A 19,678-nucleotide genomic window follows, 5' to 3' on the forward strand; every position below is an offset into this window, starting at 1 on the left:
CATGCCGGCGGCTTTGATCACGCAGGAGGTTACCCATGTCGAGCTTTGCCATTGCTGGCGTTCAGATGGCTGTCAGCAATCACGACAACACCGACGCCTTGGAAACCCATGTCCGCCGTGCGCTGGCATCGTTTCCGTGGGTCCAGATGGTGGTCGTCGGCGAAGCCGCGCCGGTGGGTTTTCGTCAGGACTTGGCCGTCGAGCTGCCGGGACCGATGGAGAACCGCTTCGCCGCCCTGGCGCATGAGCTCGGCATCTGGCTAATTCCAGGCTCCTTCATGGAACGCCGCGGTGCGCTCGTTCACAACACCGCACCGGTGATCAACCCGGTGGGTGACGTGGTGACGCGCTACCGCAAGATCTTCCCGTTCTATCCGTACGAAGCCGGCGTAAGCCCGGGCAGCGAAGTCTGCGTCTTCGATGTGCCGGGGGTCGGGCGCTTTGGTCTTTCGATCTGTTACGACAAGTGGTTTCCCGAGACGACGCGACAGATGTGTTGGCAAGGGGCGGAGGTCATCCTGCAGCCGACCGCGACCGGCACCGTCGACCGCGATGTCGAACTGGCCATCGCGCGCGCCAACGCGGCGATCAACCAGTGCTACTTCGTCGATATCAACGGCGCCAAGGGTCCGCTGGGAACCGGCCGATCGGTCGTGGTCGCGCCGGAAGGCGAGATCGTGCACGAGGCCGGCGAGACCGAGGAGACCCTGCCCGTGATCCTGGATCTCGAACGGGTGCGCCGTGTGCGACGCGTCGGTTTCCACGGGCTGGGCCAGGTCATGAAAAGTTTCCGCGACAACCCGGTCGTGCTGCCGGCCTATCAGGCCGGCCGCCCGGTGCCAGCCGAGATGGCGGCCCTGGGCGAACTACGCATGCCCCAGCAGCGCGACATGGCGGCCGGACGCATGGTCGACGACGTCGTCGACTTCGCGGTCCCCGATACCCGCACCGGCGCTACCGGTGACTAGCTTGCCGGGGCGCTGAGGAACGCCCACCCATGAAACGGCCCCTCATGACCGCGCTGAAGACCAGGCGGCTCAACCTGGTGCCGTTCACGACGGCGCATGCCGCTGACGTACAGCGTTACAGCGGATTTTGGGAAGTCGCGCGTTACACGGCAGGCATTCCACATCCTTATCCTCCGGGCGGCGCTGATGCCTTCGCCCGCGACGTCGAGTTTGACCGCCGCAATGGCCAGGGCGGCCTGGTCTTCGCGATCATGCGTATGCGCGAGACATCGGTTGTGGGTCTGATCGATCTCAACCTTACCGACGATGCGCGCTCGGCCGAAATGGGCTATGCGCTCTCGCCTCAGGCATGGGGGCAGGGTATCGCCAGTGAGGCCGCGAAGGCGGTCATCGATTGGGGTTTTAGCAGCGCCAATCTCGATGCCATCTATGCACGCGCACTCGTGGTCAACCGCGCGTCGTGTCGGGTCCTGCAAAAGGCGGGGCTCCGGCGTATCGGTCACGGTTACCTCTGGATGCCCGAACGCAACAAGACAGGCCTGTTCGAAGACTATCGCCTACTGCGCCGGGAGTGGCAGGCATGAAGACCGTGTTGGTCGCTGCGTGTGCCCTGGTCGATCCCGATGACCGCGTTTTGCTGGCGCAACGCCCGCCGGGTAAATCGATGGCGGGGCTGTGGGAGTTTCCCGGCGGCAAGGTCGATCCCGGCGAGACACCGGAGGTCGCCCTGATCCGAGAGCTCCAAGAAGAGCTTGGAATCGACGTCACCGAGGCCTGCCTGGCGCCCTTCACCTTCGCGTCCCACGTCTATGACGACTTCCATCTCCTGATGCCGCTTTACGTCTGTCGCAAATGGGAGGGGTTCGTCACGGCACAGGAAGGCCAGGAGCTCGCATGGGTTCGGCCAGTGCGTATGAACCAATATCCCATGCCGCCGGCCGACGAACCGTTGGTCGCTATGCTCTGCGACTTGCTCTAGCTGTCGTCGCCCAGAACGTCCGTTAGGCTGACTTCGCCACTGCCGCGCCTGGCCGGCTTCTGCTGGCTCTCGTGAGGTCGCCAGGCGGTCAGATAGATAACCTGGAAAGTCGCGGGCACGCGTCCTTCACGATCGGCAAACCGTTCGTGATAGGCGGCGACGGATGCCAGGATGACATCGCGCCGGCTCATATGGCGTGGGCGTTCGACCGCGGCGTTGGTCTCGCCCATGTGGCGGAGGTCGCGCATTAGCGCGAGCGCGTCGGGGTAGGTGACGTCAATGCGGTCGCTGTCGACGACGGGCAGGGCGAAGCCGGCGCGCTGAAGCAAGGCGCCGGCATCGCGTACGTCGACCAGTGGCGCGATGCGCAGCGCCATGCCGTCGGTTGCGGCAAGTTCCGCCTCGCCGAGCGCCTGGCCGAGCTCGTTGAGCGTCTGGACGCCGAAGAGGCTCGCCAGAAATAGACCGTCGGGTTTGAGGGCGCGGCGAATCTGGCTCAACACGCCCGGTAGATCGTTCGCCCAATGCAGCGCGAGATTGCTGATGACCAGATCCAGGCTGCCCTCGGCGAAGGGCAGGACTTCTTCGTCGCAGATCACGCCGTGGGACAAGGCATCGCCGGACGCACCCAAAGAAAGGTTGGTCTCAACCAATCTCTCGACGCCGCCATGCCCGGCAAGCAAGTCACCCAATAGACCGTGCCGGGCACCGATCTCGACCGCCAACGGAAAGACGCGGGTAATGTCATCAAGCCTGTCGACAAGACGTTCGCCGACCTCGCGAAAGAGGAAGTCGTGATCGGCAAAGCTGGCGGCCGCACGTTCCCGGTTGCGGCGAACCGTCGCGCGATCGAAGACCTGGGCCGGGGTGTCCATGATGGTCCCTATTGCCAGGGTGTTGGCGGTCCGGCAACGGCGGTCTTGAACTTTCGTCCGAATCGCCCCCGAATTGGCGGATGACCGAGCACGCCACATTTCTCGATCGCGTTCGCTGGACCGGCAGGTTGGCGCTCGACACCGTGCTGCCGCCCCGCTGCCTTGCCTGCGGCGAGATCGTCGACCAACAGGGCCAGGTTTGCGCGACCTGCTGGCCTGTCCTCGACTTTATCGCTCGGCCGTACTGCACGGTCTGCGGTACGCCGTTCGCCTATGACATGGGTGAAGATGCCGTTTGCGGCAGTTGTTCCGCCGAGGCGCCGGCATTCGATCGTGGCCGGGCGGCGCTCGTCTACAATGATCTTGCCGGCCGCTTGATCGTCGGTTTCAAACACGCCGACAGGACACTCCATGCGCCGGTCTTTGCGCGCTGGCTTGCAGTGGCCGGTGCAGATCTCTTGGGCGATGCGAACCTGGTGACCGCGGTGCCGTTGCACCGCCATCGCCTTTGGCGGCGACGTTTCAATCAATCCGTCATGATGGCGCACGCTCTAGCTTCGAAGACGGAAGCTCGGGTCGTGCCGGACCTTCTCGTACGGAACCGGCGGACGCCGAGTCAGAGCGGGCGCACGCGCCTGCAGCGGTTCGAGAACGTACGCGGTGCATTCGCTGTCAAACCGTCTCTCGCCAGTGCGGTAACCGGTCAGCGGATTATCGTTGTGGATGACGTCTTTACCACTGGCGCCACGCTGAGTGCCGTGGCGCGCTGCTTGAAGCAGGCCGGGGCGGCTCACGTCGATGTGTTAACCCTTGCACGGGTCGTGCGCCACCCTACCTAAAGTCCGATCGAGCCGCATCGATCCGATGTGGGTCGTGAATCGGCCTCTACTGATAGAGGGGAGCAAGAATCACACATTGGATCGAATCCAATGCGATCTTGCTCAGACGTGCTAGATTGTGCGGAGACTTGGAGAAGACCGTCCGATGGCCGAAGTCGTTATGTATTCCACCATGTTCTGCCCGTTCTGCATGCGGGCAAAGGCGCTTTTGAAGGACAAGGGCGTCGATTTCGAAGAGATCGACGTGATGTTCGACAGCGCCAAGCGCGCCGAGATGACCGAGCGGTCGGGCGGCGGGCGCACGGTGCCGCAGATCTTTATCGACGGCGAGCCGATCGGCGGGTTTGATGAATTGAACGCCCTCGACAAGGAGGGTCGCCTGGATGGCCTCTTGGGAATAGCCGCATGACCACACCCCTCACCATCGCCTGCGTGCAGGTCAACGCCGACGGCAATGTCGAGCGTAACATCGACAATGCCGTCAACCTGGTGCGCCAGGCCGCCGATGCCGGCGCCGAGCTGATCGGCCTGCCCGAAAACGTCGCGCTCATGGCGGCGAGCGAGGAAGAACGGCTCGACAAAGCCTATGCGCCAAAGGACCACCCGGCGCTGATCGCGTTTGCCGCGGTCGCGAAGGAGAAGGGGATTTGGCTACAGGCCGGTTCGGTCGCAGCGCTGCGGCCGGACGGCGACCTCGCCAACCACGCGTTCTTCTTCGGGCCGGACGGCGAAACCGTCGCGGACTACCAGAAGATCCACATGTTCGATGTCGATCTGCCTGATGGATCCGTCTATCGCGAATCCAAGATGTTTCATCCGGGCGACCAGGCCGTTCTGGCGCCGACCCCGTGGGGTCCGCTGGGCATGACCGTCTGCTATGACCTCAGGTTCCCGCAGTTCTACCGTGACCTCGCGCAGGCCGGTGCGCGGCTCCTGACCGTGCCCGCGGCGTTCACCAAGGTGACGGGCGATGCCCATTGGGAACTCCTGCTGCGCGCCCGCGCGGTCGAGAACGGTTGTTTCGTGTTCGCGCCGTGCCAGACCGGAAACCATCCGGGCAACCGGCGCACCTGCGGTCATTCCCTCATCATTGATCCGTGGGGCGTGGTCCTGGCCGACGGCGGCACCGATGTTGGTTTCATCAGCGCGACCGTCGACATGGACGAGGTCGATCGTATCCGCGGTATCATCCCGTCACTGACCCACGACCGCGCCTACAAGCCGCCGGTCGGTGAACACCGCGACGCCGCGGAGTAGGCGACAGAAGTCTAAGCATCCCCCTTACCCAGCTACGGCTAGTGAACTGACGATCCCAAGCCTGCGCAACCCTCTCCCCCCTCGCGAGGGGGCGAGCGATGATGGCTCGATGCTTGAACCCTCTCACGAGGTCCGGAAGAGGTAGGGGCCGGACGCGTGAGTGTTGGGAGGGTAAGGGTTGTCTCCGCTAGGCCTCGCGGCGCGCGGCGATGCGCTGCACGGCCGCCGGGTTTGGCCGATCGACAATCAGATCTTCATACGCCAGCACGCGCAGGTGCGTTGCCGTAACGGCGAGCAATTCGCCGGGCTGCAGCAGAAAGTTCGGATTGCGCGGACGCCCGAACTGCTCGTTGCCCAGGGCGAAGGTCTCGTAGATAAGCATGCCGCCGGGCGCGACCGCTTCGACAAGGCGCGCCAACAACGGTCGATAGAGATAGTTGGCGACGACCACGCCAGCGAAGGTCTGGCCGGCGAAGGGCCAGGGCTGACCTGACTCCAGGTCGACGGCTACCAGCTTCAGGCCGGACCGGCCGGCCAGGTCGCTCATGCCGGAGATATCGATGTCGGCTGCTGTGACCGGATGGCCGAGATCAAGGAACAGTCGGGTATGGCGACCGCCGCCGCACGCCAAATCCAGAATCGGTCCGTGCGGTGGGACAAAACCGGCAAATCGGCTGATCCAAGGTGACGGATCGGCGGTATGAGCATGCGGGGCGGGCGTGTCGGTCATCGGTCCGTCATCTTGCATTTTTGCGGTTATGGTCTCATATAGGACACTAAGTGCTATCTAACGCTATGATATATAAGAAAGTTCCTGGTGAATGATCGTTTTTGACCTCAAATGTGCGAATGACCACGTCTTCGAAGGCTGGTTTGCCGACAGCGCGACCTTTGACCAGCAGGTCAAGGCGGGTGAGGTCACATGCCCCTATTGCGGTTCGCCCGATGTGAGGAAGGCGCTGATGGCGCCCAACGTTGCCACCCGTTCCTCGGCTGCCAAGAGTGAGGAGACGTCGCCCTCAAACGACATGGTCTCGGTCGCCAAGCAGAAGGAGGAGGCCGGCAAGGTCATGGCGATGATGCGCGCGGTCAAGGATCACGTTGAACAGAACTTTGACAACGTTGGCACCGAGTTCGCCGGCGAAGCGCGCAAGATCCATTTTGGCGACGCCGAGAAACGCAACATCTACGGCAAGGCGACCCGGGAAGAAGCCCAGGAACTGAAAGACGAGGGTGTCGAGTTCGGCGAGCTACCTGACCTTCCCGATCTCGATAGCTAATCAGGCGGCCGGCAACGCCCGTTCCGCTAAGCGCGCCCAATAGCTCGCGCCCAGCGGCAACACCTCATCGTTGAAATCGTAGTGCGGGTTGTGCAGCAGACACCCGCCTTCTTCCGGCCCGTTACCGATCAGGATGTAGCAGCCGGGTTTTTCCTGCAGCATGAAGGCGAAATCTTCCGACCCCATGTCCGGTTCGAAGGCGCGATCAACATATTCGTCGCCCACCAGGTCGGCCGCGACCGAGGCGGCAAAATCGGTTTCGAACGGCGAGTTGACCGTGGCGGGATAACGCCGTTCGTAGTGGATCGTCGCAGTGCACCGATGGGCGGCGGCGATGTTCTCAACGATGCGGGTGATCGCCGGCTGCAACATGTCGCGCACACGATCGTCGAACCAGCGACATGTGCCGCGCAAGGTTACCTCATCGGGGATCACGTTCCAGGTGTCGCCGGCATGGATCTGCGTCACGCTGACGACAGCGGAGTGAAGCGGTGAAACTTCTCTGGAAACGACGGCTTTCAGCCCACTCACGATTTGCGCGGCGGGAACCAACGGATCGATGCCGCGGTCGGGCATGGCGGCGTGGGTACCGACACCCTTGACCTTGATTTCGAAGATATCAAACGCGGCCAGGAACGGGCCTTCGCGCACGGCAAACTGGCCGACAGGGATGCCCGGCGCGTTGTGCATGCCGTAGACCGAGTCGACCGGGAACATCTCGAACAGGCCATCCTCGATCATCACGCGGCCGCCGCCTTCGTTTTCTTCTGCCGGTTGAAAGATGAAATGGATGGTGCCGTCGAAGTTCTTGGTTTCGGCGAGATAGCGAGCGGCGCCTAGCAGCATCGTCGTATGACCATCATGGCCGCAGGCATGCATCTTGCCCTCGTGCTTTGAGACATGCTCGAACGTATTCTTCTCGTGGATGTGAAGTGCGTCGAGGTCGGCGCGTAGCCCGACGCGGCGGTCGCCATTGCCGTTCTTGAGCGTGCCGACAACGCCGGTCGTGGCGAGGCCGCGATGCACCTCGATGCCGAATTCCTCCAACAAGCCGGCGACGACGTCGGCGGTACGGTTTTCCTCGAAGGCGGTTTCGGGGTGGGCATGAATATCGCGCCGCCAGCGCGTCATGTCGTCATGGAATTCGGCGATACGGTTGATAATCGGCATGGAAGTCTCCGGGCTTTTATTCGGTGCGCCGGCGGGCGACCGTGACGGCGCGAACTTGAGGATGGATGAGAATATAGGCCAGAAGCAACGCCATGAGCACGCCATTCAGTACATAGGGCGCGCGCAGCCAGACCTCGTAGAGCGGCAGGGTGACGAAGGCGCCGATGACATGGCCGGACGCGCCAATGCCATTGATGATGCCGGCGGCCGAACCCTGCTCATCGGGATTGACGGCGAGCGACCCGGCGGCCGCGATGCCGGGTCGCAGCATGCCGTGACCGAATCCCAGGATGACCAGGGCCAGCATGATCGGCAGATAGCTGTTGCTGAGTGCGAACAGTACGAAACAGACCAGGCTGATCCCGGCACCGCCATAGAGCAGCACGCGTGGCGAGGGCTGAAATCGCTGGACGATAAAGAGCTGCACCACCAGCGCCGCCGCGGCGGAGACGGTCAGCCCCAGACCGACCTGACGCACCGCCTGGTCGGCGCCATACTCAAGCAGGTCGATCATGTAGAACCCAACGGACTGCATGGTGCCGGCCTGACATGTGACCATGAGTATCGACGCGATGACGAACGGCCTGATGCGTCGGTCCCAGGTTCGCACGCGTGGTGGCATCCGCTTGCCGCGCGGTGGCGTTCGTTCTGGCAGCATGAACCAGCACGCGATTGCGCTGCAGAAGGCCAGGCCCGCGACGACATAGAGCGGCGCGAGTGCCCCCAGGTCGACCAGCAAGGCGCCGATGCCCGGACCGACAATGATGCCAACACCGAACGCCGCACCGATGGTCGACAGCGCAGACGTCCGCTCGCGGCGCGTTGTGCGATCGGCGACATAGGCCTGCGATGCCGGAAAGGTGCCCGAGCCGAACATGCCGAAAATGGCACGCGTGACGACCATCAGCGGGAATGCGACGGCCAGGACCAGCGCACCGTTGATGCCGGCCTGAATCACGATCGCGAGCAACACCATGGAAACCGTGTATCCGGCGAGCCCAATCAGAATGACCGGCTTGCGACCGATGCGGTCGCTGCGCCGCCCCCAAAAGGGGCTGGCCACGATCCACAAGATAGCCGATAGCGCGAAGACGGCGCCCACCTGCCATTCCTGCATGGCGAGCTCGCGCGATAGCGGCGGCAGGATTGAAAGCAGCAGAGATTGGCCCATGCCCAGACACGTCAGCGAGACGAACAACAGGCGAAATGCGCGACGCCGTGCCTGCGGCGTCGTCGCCGTCGGCGGTGGTGTGTCGTCATCGATGAGAGAAATACCTGGTCTCCGGACTGTACGATCCCTTATAGACCACGCCCGCCGATCAACGCCAAGCCATGAGAGGTCGTATCATGCAGCGTGAGCATAGCTATCGTGTCGTCACCGAGTGGACCGGCGCCGCCGAAGGCTCCACCGTCAACTACAAGAGCTATTCGAGGACCTATGACCAGCAGATCGGCGACAAGCTGACATTGACCGGCTCGGCGGACACCACGTTTCTTGGCGACGCCTCCCTGGTCAATCCCGAAGATCTCATGGTCGCTGCGCTGTCGTCATGCCACATGCTGAGCTATCTCGCATGTTGCGCGCTCGACGGTGTCGAGGTGATCGCATACGAAGACGCGGCCGAAGGGGTCATGGTTGAAGAACGTGGCGCCGGACAGTTCCGTTCGGTCATGTTGCGACCGTCCGTGACAGTCGCCTCGGGCACCGACTTGGACAAGGCGCACGCGCTTCACAAGAAGGCGCACGAAGTCTGTTTCATCGCGCGTTCGGTCAACTTTCCGGTCGAGCACGATGCGCGGGTTATCGTCGCGGACTAGCGTCGCCGCGGCGAGCGGTGCCAGTCGATCCATTCGGGATGTTTACGACGCACCCACTGTATGAACTTCGCGATCTCGGGATGGCCGCGCAACGCTTCCGGCGTGTTGTAGTGGCGCGCCAGATCAGTCTCGTCCAACACCGCATGCACCTTCCGGTGACATACCTTGTGAAGCGGCGATTGGTGCTTGCCGCCGGCTGACTTCGGCACCCAGTGATGACGGTCGACACTCGGACCGTCAATCATCACGCGACCGCACAGCGGGCAGGGTCCAAGGTTGTCTGTCATGACGCTTGGCTGGTGTGTGCAAAGTTTGTGAACAACGGGCCGACCGCGTCAGATTTCCCAGGCTTCCATCGGTGTGCGCACCGGTTAGAATGTGCCATGATCAACGTGGTTTCGAAAGCCGTGGTGGGTTAGAGCGTGTCAGAACGATCCAGGTTACCGCAGCAGATTGAGGACATCGGCCAGTTGGCGGACGATGCCATCGATCTTGGCGCCGCCGCGTTGACTCTCGCGGCGCTCGACCGGGACGACGTGTCTCTGGAACCCTATCGTTCACATCTGGCGGCGTTGGCGGCCGACGCGGCGGCCCTGGGACATCGCGGCGGCGATCTCGACGGCCGGGCCTGGGCGCTTGCCCGCGTGCTCTACGAACGGCACGGCTATGCCGGCGATCAGGAAAGCTATGACGACCTGCGCAACGCCGATCTGATGAGTGTGATCGACCGGCGCAAGGGAATTCCCGTGTCGTTGGGTGTACTTTACATGCATACGGCACGCGCCATGGGATGGCATGTTACCGGTCTGAACTTTCCCTCGCACTTCCTGGTCCGTTTGGAGGGGCAGGGGGCGCGGTTGATCATCGATCCCTTCGAGGGCGGTCGTGTCATGGAGCCACAGGATATCCGGGCGTTGGCGAAGACCGTGTTCGGACCCGAAGCCGAGGTTGAACAGGGCTGGTTCGAGGCGGTCAGCAACCGCGACATCCTGCTTCGGTTGCTCAACAACACGAGAACGCGTTCGATCCAGGCCGGTGAGCTGGAACGCGGCGCCGAGATTACGCGTCGCATGATTGCGATCGCGCCGGATGCCACCAATCTGCAACGCGATCTGGGCATGGTCGAAGCGCATATCGGCAATGTCGGGGCGGCTATCGAGGCGCTCGCGAGCTACTTGCAGTCCGGGCCACGCGGCGCCGATAAGGCCGAGGTCGAACGCATGCTCAACAAGCTGCGCCAGGCGCTGAACTAGCCGCGTCACCGACGCGCGACGGATTGGGGGCGTCGCTACGTGTCAGAAAATCCAAATGTTCGACGCTGTGCGATAACGCGCATCCGGCGGTTGTGCTATGGTCGCCCGTGGAGCGTGGTTGGGTGACGCGGGGGACTTCTTTGAGATCATTGCATTGCATCGTCTTGGTGGGCTTGGCGTTTGTCTTGGCGGCATGCGGCTTGGCTGAGAGCCCTGTCCTCGATCCCAAGGGACCGGTTACCGAGATCGAACGCAATCTGATGTTGGAGACGCTGGCGATCATGATGATCGTCGTCATCCCGGTCTGGCTCATGGCCGCCTGGTTCATCCCACGTTATCGGGCGACTAACAAAAAAGCGCGCTACATGCCGAACTGGCAGTCGACCGGACTTGACGCCGTCACATGGCTTGTGCCGGCCGCGATCATCGTCACCGTCGGCACCTATGTCTGGATCTATACCCACAAGCTCGACCCCTACAAGACGATCGAAACAGAATCGGGTGCCGAACCGTTTGTCGTCGAGGTGGTCGCGCAGGATTGGAAGTGGCTGTTTCTCTACCCCGATCAGGGTGTCGCCAGTGTCAATGAGCTGGTCTTTCCCAGCGGCGTGCCGCTGGAACTCATCATCACGTCCGACACCGTCATGAACTCGTTCTACGTGCCGGCGCTCGGCAGTCAGATCTACGCCATGGCGGGTATGCAGACAGAGCTCAACCTGCTGGCCTGGGAGCCCGGCAAGTTTGTCGGCAGAAACGCCCAGTACAGCGGCAAGGGTTTCTCGCAACAGTACTTCGACGTGATCGCCGCGACGCAGGAAGACTTCGATGCCTGGGTCGAGACCGTCAAGCAGTCTGGCTTGACCCTGGATGATGCAACCTATCAAGAGCTCGCCAAACCCAGCACCGCGCATCCGATAACGCACTACGCGTCTTACGAAGCCGGGTTGTTCGACACGATCATGATGAAATACATGCACGCCCCAGGGCACATGCACGGCGCCGTGACCGGTGTGGAGGAATAGGGATGCTCGGTAGACTGACGATCGATGCGTTGCCGTTCTATAGCTGGATCGCCATGGGCGGTGCGGGCGTCACGGTCCTGGGCGGTGTCGTCATCTTCGTTCTGCTGACTTGGTTCAAGAAGTGGGGCTACTTCTGGAGCGAGTGGCTGACCAGCCTCGATCACAAGCGTATCGGCGTCATGTACATCGCGCTTGCGCTTCTGATGCTGGTACGCGGTTTTGTCGATGCCCTGATGATGCGCAGCCAGCAGGCCTTCGCCTACGATTCCGGTGGTTACCTGCCGGCTGGCCATTTCGATCAGGTGTTCAGTTCTCACGGCACGATCATGATCTTTTTCATGGCCATGCCGTTCATGACGGGGCTTTTCAACCTGATCGTGCCGCAGCAGATCGGCACGCGTGACGTCGCCTTTCCGTTCATGAACTCTCTCAGCCTGTGGTTCACCTCATCGGGTGCGGGCCTGGTGCTGGTGTCCCTGGTGATCGGCAAGTTTTCGACCGCCGGCTGGACCGGTTACCCGCCCTATTCGGGGCTTGAGTATTCGCCTGGCGTCGGCGTCGATTACTGGTTGTGGGCTGTGTTGATAAGCGGGATCGGCTCAACGCTGACCGGTATCAACTTCATTGTCACGATCCTCAAACGACGAGCGCCGGGCATGACGCTGTTGCGCATGCCGCTCTTCACCTGGACCGTTCTGGTCAGCAGCGTGCTCATGGCGTTTGCATTTCCCGCCTTGACCGTCGCCACCGGCCTACTCGCTCTTGACCGCTACCTCGATATGCACTTCTTCACGAATGCCGATGGCGGCAACATGATGAATTTCATCAGCCTGCTATGGATCTGGGGCCATCCCGAGGTCTACATCCTGATCCTGCCGGCCTTTGGTGTGTTCTCGGAAGTCGTCGCGACGTTCTCGCGCAAGGCTCTGTTCGGCTATAAATCGCTGGTCTTCGCGACGGCCGCGATCGGCATTCTCTCGTTTTCAGTCTGGCTGCACCACTTCTTCACGATGGGTGCGGGCGCCAATGTCAACGCGATATTCGGCATCGCCACAATGATCATCGGCGTGCCGACGGGCGTGAAGGTGTTCGACTGGCTGTTCACCATGTATCGCGGGCGCATCACGTTCGATCCGACGATGTACTGGACGATCGGCTTCATCGTGACCTTCGTCATCGGCGGCGTTACCGGCGTGTTGCTCGCCATCCCGCCCGTCGACTATTTGATGCACAACACGACCTTCCTGGTCGCCCACTTCCACAACATGATCATTCCCGGCGTGCTGTTCGGTTATGTCGCTGGCCTGATCTACTGGTTCCCCAAGGCGATCGGGTTCCAACTCAGCGCCAAGTGGGGCATTCGTGCCTTCTGGTGCTGGATCATCGGTTTCTACCTTGCCTTCATGCCGCTCTACTTCCTGGGCCTGCTCGGCATGCCGCGGCGCATGGAGCGTTATGAGATCGCTGCGTGGCAGCCTTACCTGATCATTGCCGCCATCGGTGCCGCGGTCATTCTGGCCGGTGTCGTCTGCATGGCGATGCAGTTGCTGGTCGGTATCAAAGAGCGTGAGAAAACGCGTGACCTCAGCGGCGATCCCTTCAACGGTCGTACGCTGGAATGGCTGACGTCGTCACCGGCCGCGCCTTACAACTTCGCCGTCATACCCAAGGTCGACAGCCTTGACGCCTTCTGGAAGATGAAGGTGGACGGTACCGCGTATCAGAGACCGTCGGGTTACACCGATATCGTGATGCCGAGAAATTCGAGCCTGGGTGTCATCGCGGGCGCCTTCTCCTTCGTCCTTGGCTTCGCCATGATCTGGTACATCTGGTGGCTGGCGGCCCTCAGTCTGCTGGTGATCGGCATCGTGGTCGTGGTGCGCAGCAGCATGGAAAACACGGACTACGTCATCACCGCCGACGAGGTCGCCGCGATCGAGGAGCAACGCTTCAACGATCTCGCGCGTGTGCCGCGCCACGACACGGGCGACCCCGCGGCAAGTCCGCAGGCCGCGCCGGCGCCGGGGAGTGCATCATGAGCGCGGATGTCGCGATGAACCCGCAACGTCGCGGACCGGAAGAGGAGGCGTACGAGGAACGGGCGTTCGGGTTCTGGCTCTACCTGATGACCGACGCCATTATCTTCGCGCTGCTGTTCGCGACCTATGTGGTAATGGCGCCCAACATCGCCTCGGCGCCCGCGCCCAAATCGCTGTTCGATCTCTGGCATACGGCGGGCGAGACGGCATTGCTTCTGGTCAGCAGCCTGACATTCGGCGTCGCCACCATATCGATGATCCAAGGCAAGAAGGGACAGGTTCTCCTGTGGCTCGCGGTCACCTTCGTGCTGGGCGCCGGCTTCGTCGCCATGGAGATCATGGAGTTCGCCGGCATGATCGCGGCGGGCGCCGGGCCGGGCGGCAGCGGTTCGCTCTCGGCCTTCTTCACCCTGGTCGGGACCCACGGCCTGCACGTCAGCCTGGGTCTTGTCTGGATCATCATCCTGGGACTGCAGGTGGCCGTGAAAGGGCTCACCATGCCCGTCACGTCGCGCCTGTTCCGCCTGGGCCTGTTCTGGCACTTCCTAGATATCGTCTGGATCGGGATCTTCTCGGTCGTCTACCTGCCGGGGATCATGTAGATGGAACACGCGACCGTCAGCGGTGGCCACAGCCTGAAGAACTACCTGATCGGCTTTGTGCTCGCCGTCATCTTGACCGCCATTCCGTTCGTGCTGGTCGCGATGGGGGCGCTGCCGCGCGTGACGATGTTCTTTGTCATCGCGATTGCGGCGGTCGTGCAGGTCTTCGTGCACCTGCGTTACTTCCTGAATCTGAGTTTGAAGGAAACACCGCGCGAGAACATCCTGGCCCTGGCCTTTGCCTGCGTGCTGGTCTTCCTGATGGTCGGTGGCACCATTTGGATCATGTTCAATCTGGAATACCGCCACGACATGTGATGGCGCACGGTGATGGTCTGACCACCGTGTCGGCGCGTATTTGGCTCGTCCTGGCTGGCCTGAACGGCGCCATCGCGGTCGCGGCCGGCGCCATGGCCGCGCATGTCGCCCAAGACGCCGGTGGCGAGACCGTCGCGACGGCCGCGCGTTATCAGATGTGGCACGCGCTCGCGCTTCTGGCGGTGGCGTGGATCTCGACGACCACACGGTACAAACTGGCCAACCTCGCCGGTTGCCTCTATTTCGCCGGCATCCTGCTTTTCTGCGGCTCTCTTTACCTCTCGGTCGCGGCCGGCTGGTCCGGCATCACGATGGCCGCGCCCTTTGGTGGCATCGCCTTCATCCTGGGCTGGCTGGTGCTGCTCGGCGCGGGCATTGGCCGGCTAAGAAAAGACTGAACAGGCTTAGATTGGTGGTCGTTTGTCGGCCCACGGACGATGTTTCTCGATCGCCGCGCCGATGCGAAGCGTGGTCAGGTCGTCGAACCGATGGCCGACAATCTGCAAGCCGGTCGGCAGACCGTTCCCCGCCCACCCTGACGGTACGGAGAGTGCCGGGCATTGCGCGATATTGTTGAAGGGCGGCGTCATTTCAGCGCAGAGCATCTTGCCGTCGGCATCTTCGCCCGACATCTCGCCTTCGGTTTTCTCCGCAGATGGCGCGGGAATGGGCGTGGTCGGGCAGAGTAGGGCATCGTAGCGTTCAAACACGTCGCACAGACTGAGCCACTGCTCGGTGCGGACGAACTCAAGCCGTTTGAGGGTGATCGCGTCAACTGTCCGCGCATGATCGAACATCTTAACAATGGTTGGATCGAGGTCGTCGCGCCGTTCGTCAAGATGCTGACCGAAGAACGCCGCCAGATAGACGGTCCAGTACTCATCCCAGGAATCGGAGACCTCTCGGGTCCAGCCCAGATCGACCTCCTCGACCGTGGCGCCAGCGTCGCGCAAGACGTCGACACAGGCCATCACGTTGGCGGCGACCTCGTTGTCGACCGCATAGAAACCAAGATCCATGTCGAGCGCGATGGTCATCCCGCTGACGTCGCTGCTGATTGAATCTGGAACGTCGAGGGGCAGGGGGTTGGACATGATGTCACGTTCGAAAGGCCCCTGGGCCGCGGCCAGGAACATGGCGGCATCGTCGATGGTACGGGCCAGCGGGCCGAAGTGCGAGATGTTGTCGAAAACGGTCGGCAACACGGTCATCGGAATGCGGCCCAGGCTCGGCTTCAGGCCGACAATGCCGCAGAACGACGCGGGAATACGCACCGAACCTCCCATGTCCGAACCTTCGGCAAACGGCACGCAGCCGGACGCGACGGCGGCGCCGGAGCCGCCCGACGAACCGCCCGGTGTGCGGGTGGGGTCCCAGGGACTGCGCGTAACGCCCCAAAGGGGGCTGTGCGTGAAGCTGGAATGGGCGAACTCCGGCGTCGTCGTCTTGCCGACCATAATCGCGCCGGCGCCGGTCAGGTCCTTGACGATCTGCGCGTCATCATCGGGCACCCAGTCGCGATAGACCTTGCTGCCCATGGTCGTCGTTTTGCCCTTGGTCGGCGTGAAGTCCTTGATCGCGATGGGAACGCCATGCAGCGGGCCGACAGCGTCGCCGCGCATCACCGCCGCCTCGGCTTCCTTGGCCTTGGCGACCGCTTCCTCCGGATACACGAAACAGAAGCAGTTGAGGGTCGGGTTGATCTCGCCGATCCGATCCAGGCTGTTTTGGACGATGTCGACCGGCGACATCTCTTTGGCCCGGATGCGGCGCGCCAACTCCTTGGCTGGCGTGAAACTCAGATCGAGATCGCTCATCTAATCCTCCCCCTAGAGCGGATCGTGTTTAGCTGGAACCGTTTGACGGTTCCAGCTAAACGCGTGAATCCGCTCTGACTCGGAGAGTAGAGCAGATTCACCAGTCTTGACGGAATCGCGAAGCGATCCCGTCAAGACAGGATCTGCTCTAATTGCGGATGGCCGCCGGCTCGGCTAAACCGAGGGCCGGTTTCGTGTTTGTGCAGTGATTTCATGGCAAACGGCCCGTTGCAAGCCTACCACGCCTTGGTCGAGGGCGGCGATATCAAAGCGGATGGCGCTCAGCTTGCCGCCATGGAGCGGTTCCAGCGACTCTGTGACGATCTCGACGCGATGTCGCGTAAGGGGTCGCGCAACGGCAATGGCCGTCTCTTTCGGGCCTTGTTCGGCAGCCGCAACGATGCGCCGGCGCCCAAGGGCGTCTATCTCTATGGTGATGTTGGCCGCGGCAAGTCCATGTTGATGGATCTTTTCTTTGAAACGGTCGACGTGCCGTCGAAGCGCCGGGTCCACTTCCACGCCTTCATGCAGGAAGTGCACGGGCTGATCCATGAGCAACGCAATGTCGGCCGTCACGACAACGATCGGGATCTGATCAAAGCCGTTGCCAAGGGTGTCGCCAACGACTCCAGCCTGCTGTGTTTCGATGAACTGCATGTCACGGACATCGCCGACGCCATGATCCTAGGCCGCCTGTTCAAGAAGCTTTTCGAACGCGGCATCGTCATGGTCGCAACATCCAACCGTCCGCCACGCGACCTTTACAAGGGCGGCATAAACCGCGAGCTCTTCGTGCCATTCATCGACATGATCGAAGACCGTTTGGATGTGATTCACCTGGAGGCCGAGCAAGACTACCGGCTGGCGTTCCTGCAACAGGCGAACGTCTATTGCACGCCTTTGGGTGAGGAAGCTGACCGCACGCTTGACGATGCCTTCGATCACCTAGTCGGCGGCGAGGCCCCCCATGCGCTTGATCTGGAAGTCCAGGGCCGGCAGCTTCATGTGCCGCGACAGGCCCGCCACGTCGCGCGGTTTAGCTTCGAAGAGCTTTGCGACCGACCGTTGGGCGCCGCCGACTACCTTCTGCTGGCCGAGCACTTCCACACGCTGGTCATCGACAACATTCCGCGTATGGGCAAAGAGCAGCGAAACCAGGCCAGCCGATTCGTCACCCTGATCGACGTCTTGTACGAAAACCGTGTCAATCTGATCTGCTCGGCTGACGCGCCGCCTGATGAACTCTACGTTCACGGCGACGGGTCGTTCGAGTTTCAACGTACGGCGTCCCGGCTGATCGAAATGCAGTCCAGTGACTATCTCGCCGAACAGCGGCCGGAAGCGGCATGACAGTCGATGCGTTCTCAAGTGCCGTTGCCATGCGCAAGGCGCTGTCGGCGGGCGTTGTCTCGCCAGTTGACTTGCTTGAGCTTCACGCTCAGCGCATCGAGCGCCACAATCCCGCACTCAACGCTATTGTCATCGACGGCCTCGCCCATGCTCGCGAAGCCGCCCGGTCCGCCGACATCACCACGCCGCTGGGTGGCCTGCCGATGACGATAAAGGACGTCATGAACGTCAATGGACTGCCGAGTACCGGCGGTGGCGCCATGCCGCTTGATAACATCGCGCAGGCCGATGCACGCGCGGTGGCCAATCTACGCGCCGCCGGCGCCGTCATCATGGGAAAGACCAACACGCCGACCTTCGCCGCCGATTGGCAGACAACCAACGAGTTGTTCGGTGTCACCAACAACCCGTGGGATTTCGCGCGAACGCCGGGCGGCAGCACCGGCGGCGGCGCGGCCGCGGTTGCTGCCGGTCTATCGCCGCTTGAACTGGGGTCGGATATCGGCGGCTCGATCCGCATTCCCGCAGCGTTCTGCGGCATCTATGGGCACAAACCGAGCGAAGGGATCGTGCCGCGCAGCGGCGGTTTCGCTTCGCCCTACACCAACGCGGCGACCGGCCTTGCCGTGTGGGGGCCACTGGCGCGGGACGCGCGGGACTTGGAGCTGGCGCTGGATTGCCTGGTCGGCCCCGATCTGGGATTCGAACCGGCCTGGCGCGTGGACTTGCCGCCGGCGCGCCACGAACGGCTCGCCGATATCCGGGTCGCCATGCTGCCTTTGCCCGACTGGTTGCCTATCCAGCGCGAGATTGCCGATGCCATGGCATCGCTGGCGTCGGATTTGGCCCGCTGCGGCGTATCAGTGCGCGAGGTGAACCCTGAGGCGTGGGGTGACATGCAGGCGATTTATCGCACCTATCGAAGCACGATGTTCGCGATTACGTCCGCGGGCTGGAGCGACGAACGGCGTGCCCAGGAACTGGCCGACGCCGACGGCAACGAGGATGCCTTTGCTGTCGCCGACAAGCTCGGCATGGCGGCCGGCGCTGGCCAGTACATCGCCTGGTTCGGTGAGCGCGAGCGTTATCGCGAAACCTATCGCCGCTTCTTCCAGGATGTCGATCTGCTGATTTGTCCGGCCGCACCGGTCCTGGCGTTCCATCACGACGAGCGGCCCTGGCTCGCGCGCCGTCTGGATATCGACGGTGTGGCGATTGACTATCTCCACATCTGCTTTTTCTCCGGCCTCGCCACCTTGTGCGGGCAGCCGTCGACAGCCTTCCCGTGTGGCCTATCGGCAGACGGTCTGCCTGTGGGGTTGCAGGCGATAGGTCCATTCCTGGAAGATCGTACAACAATCCGCTTTGCCGAGCTGCTCGCCGCCGAAAGAGGCGGCTTTCAGCCGCCCAAGGGGTACCATTGAGCGCCATCGACGTCGCAGACCGTATGGAAGGAGCCAGTCCATGATCACCCATCGTCGCCTTGCCTTGGCTGCCATGGCGGGTTTAGCCGCCTTGGCGCTTCAGTCCGCACCCCAAGCCGGCATGCTGGAGCCGCCGACTCTGCCGCCGTCCGGGCTTACCCAGATCGATATTCCGGTCGACGAAATGGCCCCTGAGACGGCCAAGGCCTACATGATCAGCATTCAGGAAGAACTGACCGAGCATGGTTACAACCCCGGCCCAGTCGACGGCAAAATGGGGCCGCAGACACGTTCGGCGATCCGGGCCTATCAACGTGATGCCGGGCTAACCGTTGACGGTTTCGCGACAAAGGAACTCCTTGAACACCTGAAATTCGCCCAGCCCAAGGTTTATGCCAGCACAAGCTCCAGCGGGCCGGCTCTCGATCCGGCGCTGGTTCGCGATGTCCAGATCGAGCTTGCCGATCGCGGCTACTACTATGGCGAGCTCGACGGCATTGCTGGCAGCGGGACACGCCAAGGTGTGCGTGACTTCCAGGCCGATGCCAAGCTGCCGGTGACCGGCGAGATCAACCAGGCGCTGCTTGATCAGCTTCGCAAGGCCTCGCCCGATATCCGCGCGTCGTCGTCGATCTAGCCGTGGCGATTTTCATCTAGTTCGCATCGC

The 19,678-nt window shown here is 62.4% G+C and carries 23 protein-coding genes; 17 read left to right on the top strand and 6 right to left on the bottom strand.

Annotated elements, in window-relative coordinates; translation table 11 throughout:
* Window positions 1-35 precede the first annotated feature (35 nt).
* Genes AAF563_07515 through mutT form a run of 3 tightly spaced genes read left to right on the top strand, consistent with a single transcriptional unit; the run spans window position 36 to window position 1,947 of the window.
* Window positions 36-968: a carbon-nitrogen hydrolase family protein gene (locus AAF563_07515; GenBank protein ID MEM7121105.1), complete on the top strand. Its 933-nt coding sequence runs from the start codon at window positions 36-38 to the stop codon at window positions 966-968.
* A 29-nt stretch (window positions 969-997) separates the two neighbouring features.
* Entirely contained in the window at window positions 998-1,552 is a 555-nt protein-coding gene (locus AAF563_07520; GenBank protein ID MEM7121106.1) for a GNAT family N-acetyltransferase, read from the top strand.
* Window positions 1,549-1,947: an 8-oxo-dGTP diphosphatase MutT gene (gene mutT / locus AAF563_07525; protein MEM7121107.1), complete on the top strand. Its 399-nt coding sequence runs from the start codon at window positions 1,549-1,551 to the stop codon at window positions 1,945-1,947. The genes AAF563_07520 and mutT overlap by 4 nt, the downstream gene beginning before the upstream one ends.
* Here the strand turns inward: mutT and AAF563_07530 are convergent.
* Window positions 1,944-2,822 carry a methyltransferase domain-containing protein gene (locus AAF563_07530; protein ID MEM7121108.1) on the bottom strand — a complete coding sequence of 293 codons (879 nt, stop codon included), beginning with the start codon at window positions 2,820-2,822 and terminating at the stop codon, window positions 1,944-1,946. The genes mutT and AAF563_07530 overlap by 4 nt on opposite strands.
* A gap of 80 nt (window positions 2,823-2,902) precedes the next feature.
* On the opposite strand from AAF563_07530, the gene AAF563_07535 reads away from it, so the two are divergent.
* The 3 genes from AAF563_07535 to AAF563_07545 all read left to right on the top strand — a co-directional run bounded on the left by AAF563_07535 (window position 2,903) and on the right by AAF563_07545 (window position 4,918).
* The gene (locus AAF563_07535; GenBank protein MEM7121109.1) at window positions 2,903-3,661 is read left to right on the top strand and encodes a ComF family protein; all 759 of its coding nucleotides are present in this window, start codon (window positions 2,903-2,905) and stop codon (window positions 3,659-3,661) included.
* 145 nt (window positions 3,662-3,806) lie between these two features.
* A complete protein-coding gene (gene grxC / locus AAF563_07540; protein ID MEM7121110.1) occupies window positions 3,807-4,070 on the top strand; it encodes a glutaredoxin 3 in 264 nt (87 codons plus the stop codon).
* Window positions 4,067-4,918 (top strand): carbon-nitrogen hydrolase family protein, encoded by an 852-nt coding sequence (locus AAF563_07545; GenBank protein MEM7121111.1) that lies wholly within the window; start codon window positions 4,067-4,069, stop codon window positions 4,916-4,918. The genes grxC and AAF563_07545 overlap by 4 nt, the downstream gene beginning before the upstream one ends.
* A 187-nt stretch (window positions 4,919-5,105) precedes the next feature.
* Here the strand turns inward: AAF563_07545 and AAF563_07550 are convergent, their stop codons facing one another.
* On the bottom strand, window positions 5,106-5,648 hold the full coding sequence (locus AAF563_07550; GenBank protein ID MEM7121112.1) for a class I SAM-dependent methyltransferase: 543 nt from the start codon (window positions 5,646-5,648) through the stop codon (window positions 5,106-5,108).
* Window positions 5,649-5,739: 91 nt separating this feature from the next.
* Here AAF563_07550 and AAF563_07555 point away from each other — a divergent pair, with 91 nt between their 5' ends.
* A complete protein-coding gene (locus AAF563_07555; GenBank protein MEM7121113.1) occupies window positions 5,740-6,198 on the top strand; it encodes a DUF1178 family protein in 459 nt (152 codons plus the stop codon).
* Here AAF563_07555 and AAF563_07560 read toward each other — a convergent pair whose 3' ends face one another.
* Window positions 6,199-7,368 carry a M20 aminoacylase family protein gene (locus tag AAF563_07560; protein ID MEM7121114.1) on the bottom strand — a complete coding sequence of 390 codons (1,170 nt, stop codon included), beginning with the start codon at window positions 7,366-7,368 and terminating at the stop codon, window positions 6,199-6,201.
* Between the two features lie 16 nt (window positions 7,369-7,384).
* Window positions 7,385-8,566: an MFS transporter gene (locus AAF563_07565; GenBank protein ID MEM7121115.1), complete on the bottom strand. Its 1,182-nt coding sequence runs from the start codon at window positions 8,564-8,566 to the stop codon at window positions 7,385-7,387.
* A gap of 149 nt (window positions 8,567-8,715) precedes the next feature.
* Between AAF563_07565 and AAF563_07570 the strand changes: the two genes are divergently transcribed.
* Complete coding sequence (locus AAF563_07570; protein MEM7121116.1) at window positions 8,716-9,186, top strand: OsmC family protein; 471 nt, start codon at window positions 8,716-8,718, stop codon at window positions 9,184-9,186.
* On the opposite strand, the gene AAF563_07575 is transcribed toward AAF563_07570, so the two are convergent.
* Window positions 9,183-9,473 (bottom strand): HNH endonuclease, encoded by a 291-nt coding sequence (locus AAF563_07575; GenBank protein ID MEM7121117.1) that lies wholly within the window; start codon window positions 9,471-9,473, stop codon window positions 9,183-9,185. The two genes, AAF563_07570 and AAF563_07575, sit on opposite strands and share 4 nt — an antisense overlap.
* A 135-nt stretch (window positions 9,474-9,608) precedes the next feature.
* On the opposite strand from AAF563_07575, the gene AAF563_07580 reads away from it, so the two are divergent.
* The 6 genes from AAF563_07580 (at window position 9,609) to AAF563_07605 (ending at window position 14,818) form a co-directional block, all read left to right on the top strand.
* Complete coding sequence (locus AAF563_07580; GenBank protein MEM7121118.1) at window positions 9,609-10,439, top strand: transglutaminase-like domain-containing protein; 831 nt, start codon at window positions 9,609-9,611, stop codon at window positions 10,437-10,439.
* Between the two features lie 140 nt (window positions 10,440-10,579).
* Window positions 10,580-11,461 carry a ubiquinol oxidase subunit II gene (gene cyoA / locus AAF563_07585; protein ID MEM7121119.1) on the top strand — a complete coding sequence of 294 codons (882 nt, stop codon included), beginning with the start codon at window positions 10,580-10,582 and terminating at the stop codon, window positions 11,459-11,461.
* Between the two features lie 2 nt (window positions 11,462-11,463).
* Window positions 11,464-13,500 carry a cbb3-type cytochrome c oxidase subunit I gene (locus AAF563_07590; GenBank protein ID MEM7121120.1) on the top strand — a complete coding sequence of 679 codons (2,037 nt, stop codon included), beginning with the start codon at window positions 11,464-11,466 and terminating at the stop codon, window positions 13,498-13,500.
* On the top strand, window positions 13,497-14,102 hold the full coding sequence (gene cyoC / locus AAF563_07595; protein ID MEM7121121.1) for a cytochrome o ubiquinol oxidase subunit III: 606 nt from the start codon (window positions 13,497-13,499) through the stop codon (window positions 14,100-14,102). Before AAF563_07590 ends, cyoC begins: the two co-directional genes overlap by 4 nt.
* Entirely contained in the window at window positions 14,103-14,420 is a 318-nt protein-coding gene (gene cyoD, locus AAF563_07600; protein MEM7121122.1) for a cytochrome o ubiquinol oxidase subunit IV, read from the top strand.
* A complete protein-coding gene (locus AAF563_07605; GenBank protein ID MEM7121123.1) occupies window positions 14,420-14,818 on the top strand; it encodes a DUF423 domain-containing protein in 399 nt (132 codons plus the stop codon). The genes cyoD and AAF563_07605 overlap by 1 nt, the downstream gene beginning before the upstream one ends.
* A gap of 6 nt (window positions 14,819-14,824) precedes the next feature.
* Here the strand turns inward: AAF563_07605 and AAF563_07610 are convergent, their stop codons facing one another.
* Complete coding sequence (locus AAF563_07610; protein ID MEM7121124.1) at window positions 14,825-16,237, bottom strand: amidase; 1,413 nt, start codon at window positions 16,235-16,237, stop codon at window positions 14,825-14,827.
* A gap of 213 nt (window positions 16,238-16,450) precedes the next feature.
* Here AAF563_07610 and zapE point away from each other — a divergent pair, with 213 nt between their 5' ends.
* From zapE to AAF563_07625, 3 genes are read left to right on the top strand one after another with little or no spacing between them, the layout of a single operon-like run.
* Complete coding sequence (gene zapE / locus AAF563_07615; protein MEM7121125.1) at window positions 16,451-17,587, top strand: cell division protein ZapE; 1,137 nt, start codon at window positions 16,451-16,453, stop codon at window positions 17,585-17,587.
* Window positions 17,584-19,011 (top strand): amidase family protein, encoded by a 1,428-nt coding sequence (locus tag AAF563_07620; protein MEM7121126.1) that lies wholly within the window; start codon window positions 17,584-17,586, stop codon window positions 19,009-19,011. The genes zapE and AAF563_07620 overlap by 4 nt, the downstream gene beginning before the upstream one ends.
* A gap of 40 nt (window positions 19,012-19,051) precedes the next feature.
* A complete protein-coding gene (locus tag AAF563_07625) occupies window positions 19,052-19,648 on the top strand; it encodes a peptidoglycan-binding domain-containing protein (GenBank protein MEM7121127.1) in 597 nt (198 codons plus the stop codon).
* The last annotated feature ends 30 nt before the right edge of the window (window positions 19,649-19,678 follow it).

This window comes from Pseudomonadota bacterium (assembly GCA_039028155.1).
Lineage (GTDB): Bacteria > Pseudomonadota > Alphaproteobacteria > SP197 > SP197 > JANQGO01.

Bases quoted from the DNA above. Each gene is read 5' to 3' on its own strand.
- AAF563_07555 (MEM7121113.1), top strand. From the start codon at position 5,740: ATGATCGTTTTTGACCTCAAATGTGCGAATGACCACGTCTTCGAAGGC.
- AAF563_07515 (MEM7121105.1), top strand. From the start codon at position 36: ATGTCGAGCTTTGCCATTGCTGGCGTTCAGATGGCTGTCAGCAATCAC.
- AAF563_07545 (MEM7121111.1), top strand. From the start codon at position 4,067: ATGACCACACCCCTCACCATCGCCTGCGTGCAGGTCAACGCCGACGGC.
- AAF563_07520 (MEM7121106.1), top strand. From the start codon at position 998: ATGAAACGGCCCCTCATGACCGCGCTGAAGACCAGGCGGCTCAACCTG.
- grxC (MEM7121110.1), top strand. From the start codon at position 3,807: ATGGCCGAAGTCGTTATGTATTCCACCATGTTCTGCCCGTTCTGCATG.
- AAF563_07550 (MEM7121112.1), bottom strand. From the start codon at position 5,648: ATGACCGACACGCCCGCCCCGCATGCTCATACCGCCGATCCGTCACCT.
- AAF563_07590 (MEM7121120.1), top strand. From the start codon at position 11,464: ATGCTCGGTAGACTGACGATCGATGCGTTGCCGTTCTATAGCTGGATC.
- AAF563_07610 (MEM7121124.1), bottom strand. From the start codon at position 16,237: ATGAGCGATCTCGATCTGAGTTTCACGCCAGCCAAGGAGTTGGCGCGC.
- AAF563_07605 (MEM7121123.1), top strand. From the start codon at position 14,420: ATGGCGCACGGTGATGGTCTGACCACCGTGTCGGCGCGTATTTGGCTC.
- cyoD (MEM7121122.1), top strand. From the start codon at position 14,103: ATGGAACACGCGACCGTCAGCGGTGGCCACAGCCTGAAGAACTACCTG.
- AAF563_07625 (MEM7121127.1), top strand. From the start codon at position 19,052: ATGATCACCCATCGTCGCCTTGCCTTGGCTGCCATGGCGGGTTTAGCC.
- AAF563_07575 (MEM7121117.1), bottom strand. From the start codon at position 9,473: ATGACAGACAACCTTGGACCCTGCCCGCTGTGCGGTCGCGTGATGATT.
- AAF563_07570 (MEM7121116.1), top strand. From the start codon at position 8,716: ATGCAGCGTGAGCATAGCTATCGTGTCGTCACCGAGTGGACCGGCGCC.
- AAF563_07620 (MEM7121126.1), top strand. From the start codon at position 17,584: ATGACAGTCGATGCGTTCTCAAGTGCCGTTGCCATGCGCAAGGCGCTG.
- AAF563_07530 (MEM7121108.1), bottom strand. From the start codon at position 2,822: ATGGACACCCCGGCCCAGGTCTTCGATCGCGCGACGGTTCGCCGCAAC.
- cyoC (MEM7121121.1), top strand. From the start codon at position 13,497: ATGAGCGCGGATGTCGCGATGAACCCGCAACGTCGCGGACCGGAAGAG.
- AAF563_07535 (MEM7121109.1), top strand. From the start codon at position 2,903: ATGACCGAGCACGCCACATTTCTCGATCGCGTTCGCTGGACCGGCAGG.
- mutT (MEM7121107.1), top strand. From the start codon at position 1,549: ATGAAGACCGTGTTGGTCGCTGCGTGTGCCCTGGTCGATCCCGATGAC.
- AAF563_07560 (MEM7121114.1), bottom strand. From the start codon at position 7,368: ATGCCGATTATCAACCGTATCGCCGAATTCCATGACGACATGACGCGC.
- zapE (MEM7121125.1), top strand. From the start codon at position 16,451: ATGGCAAACGGCCCGTTGCAAGCCTACCACGCCTTGGTCGAGGGCGGC.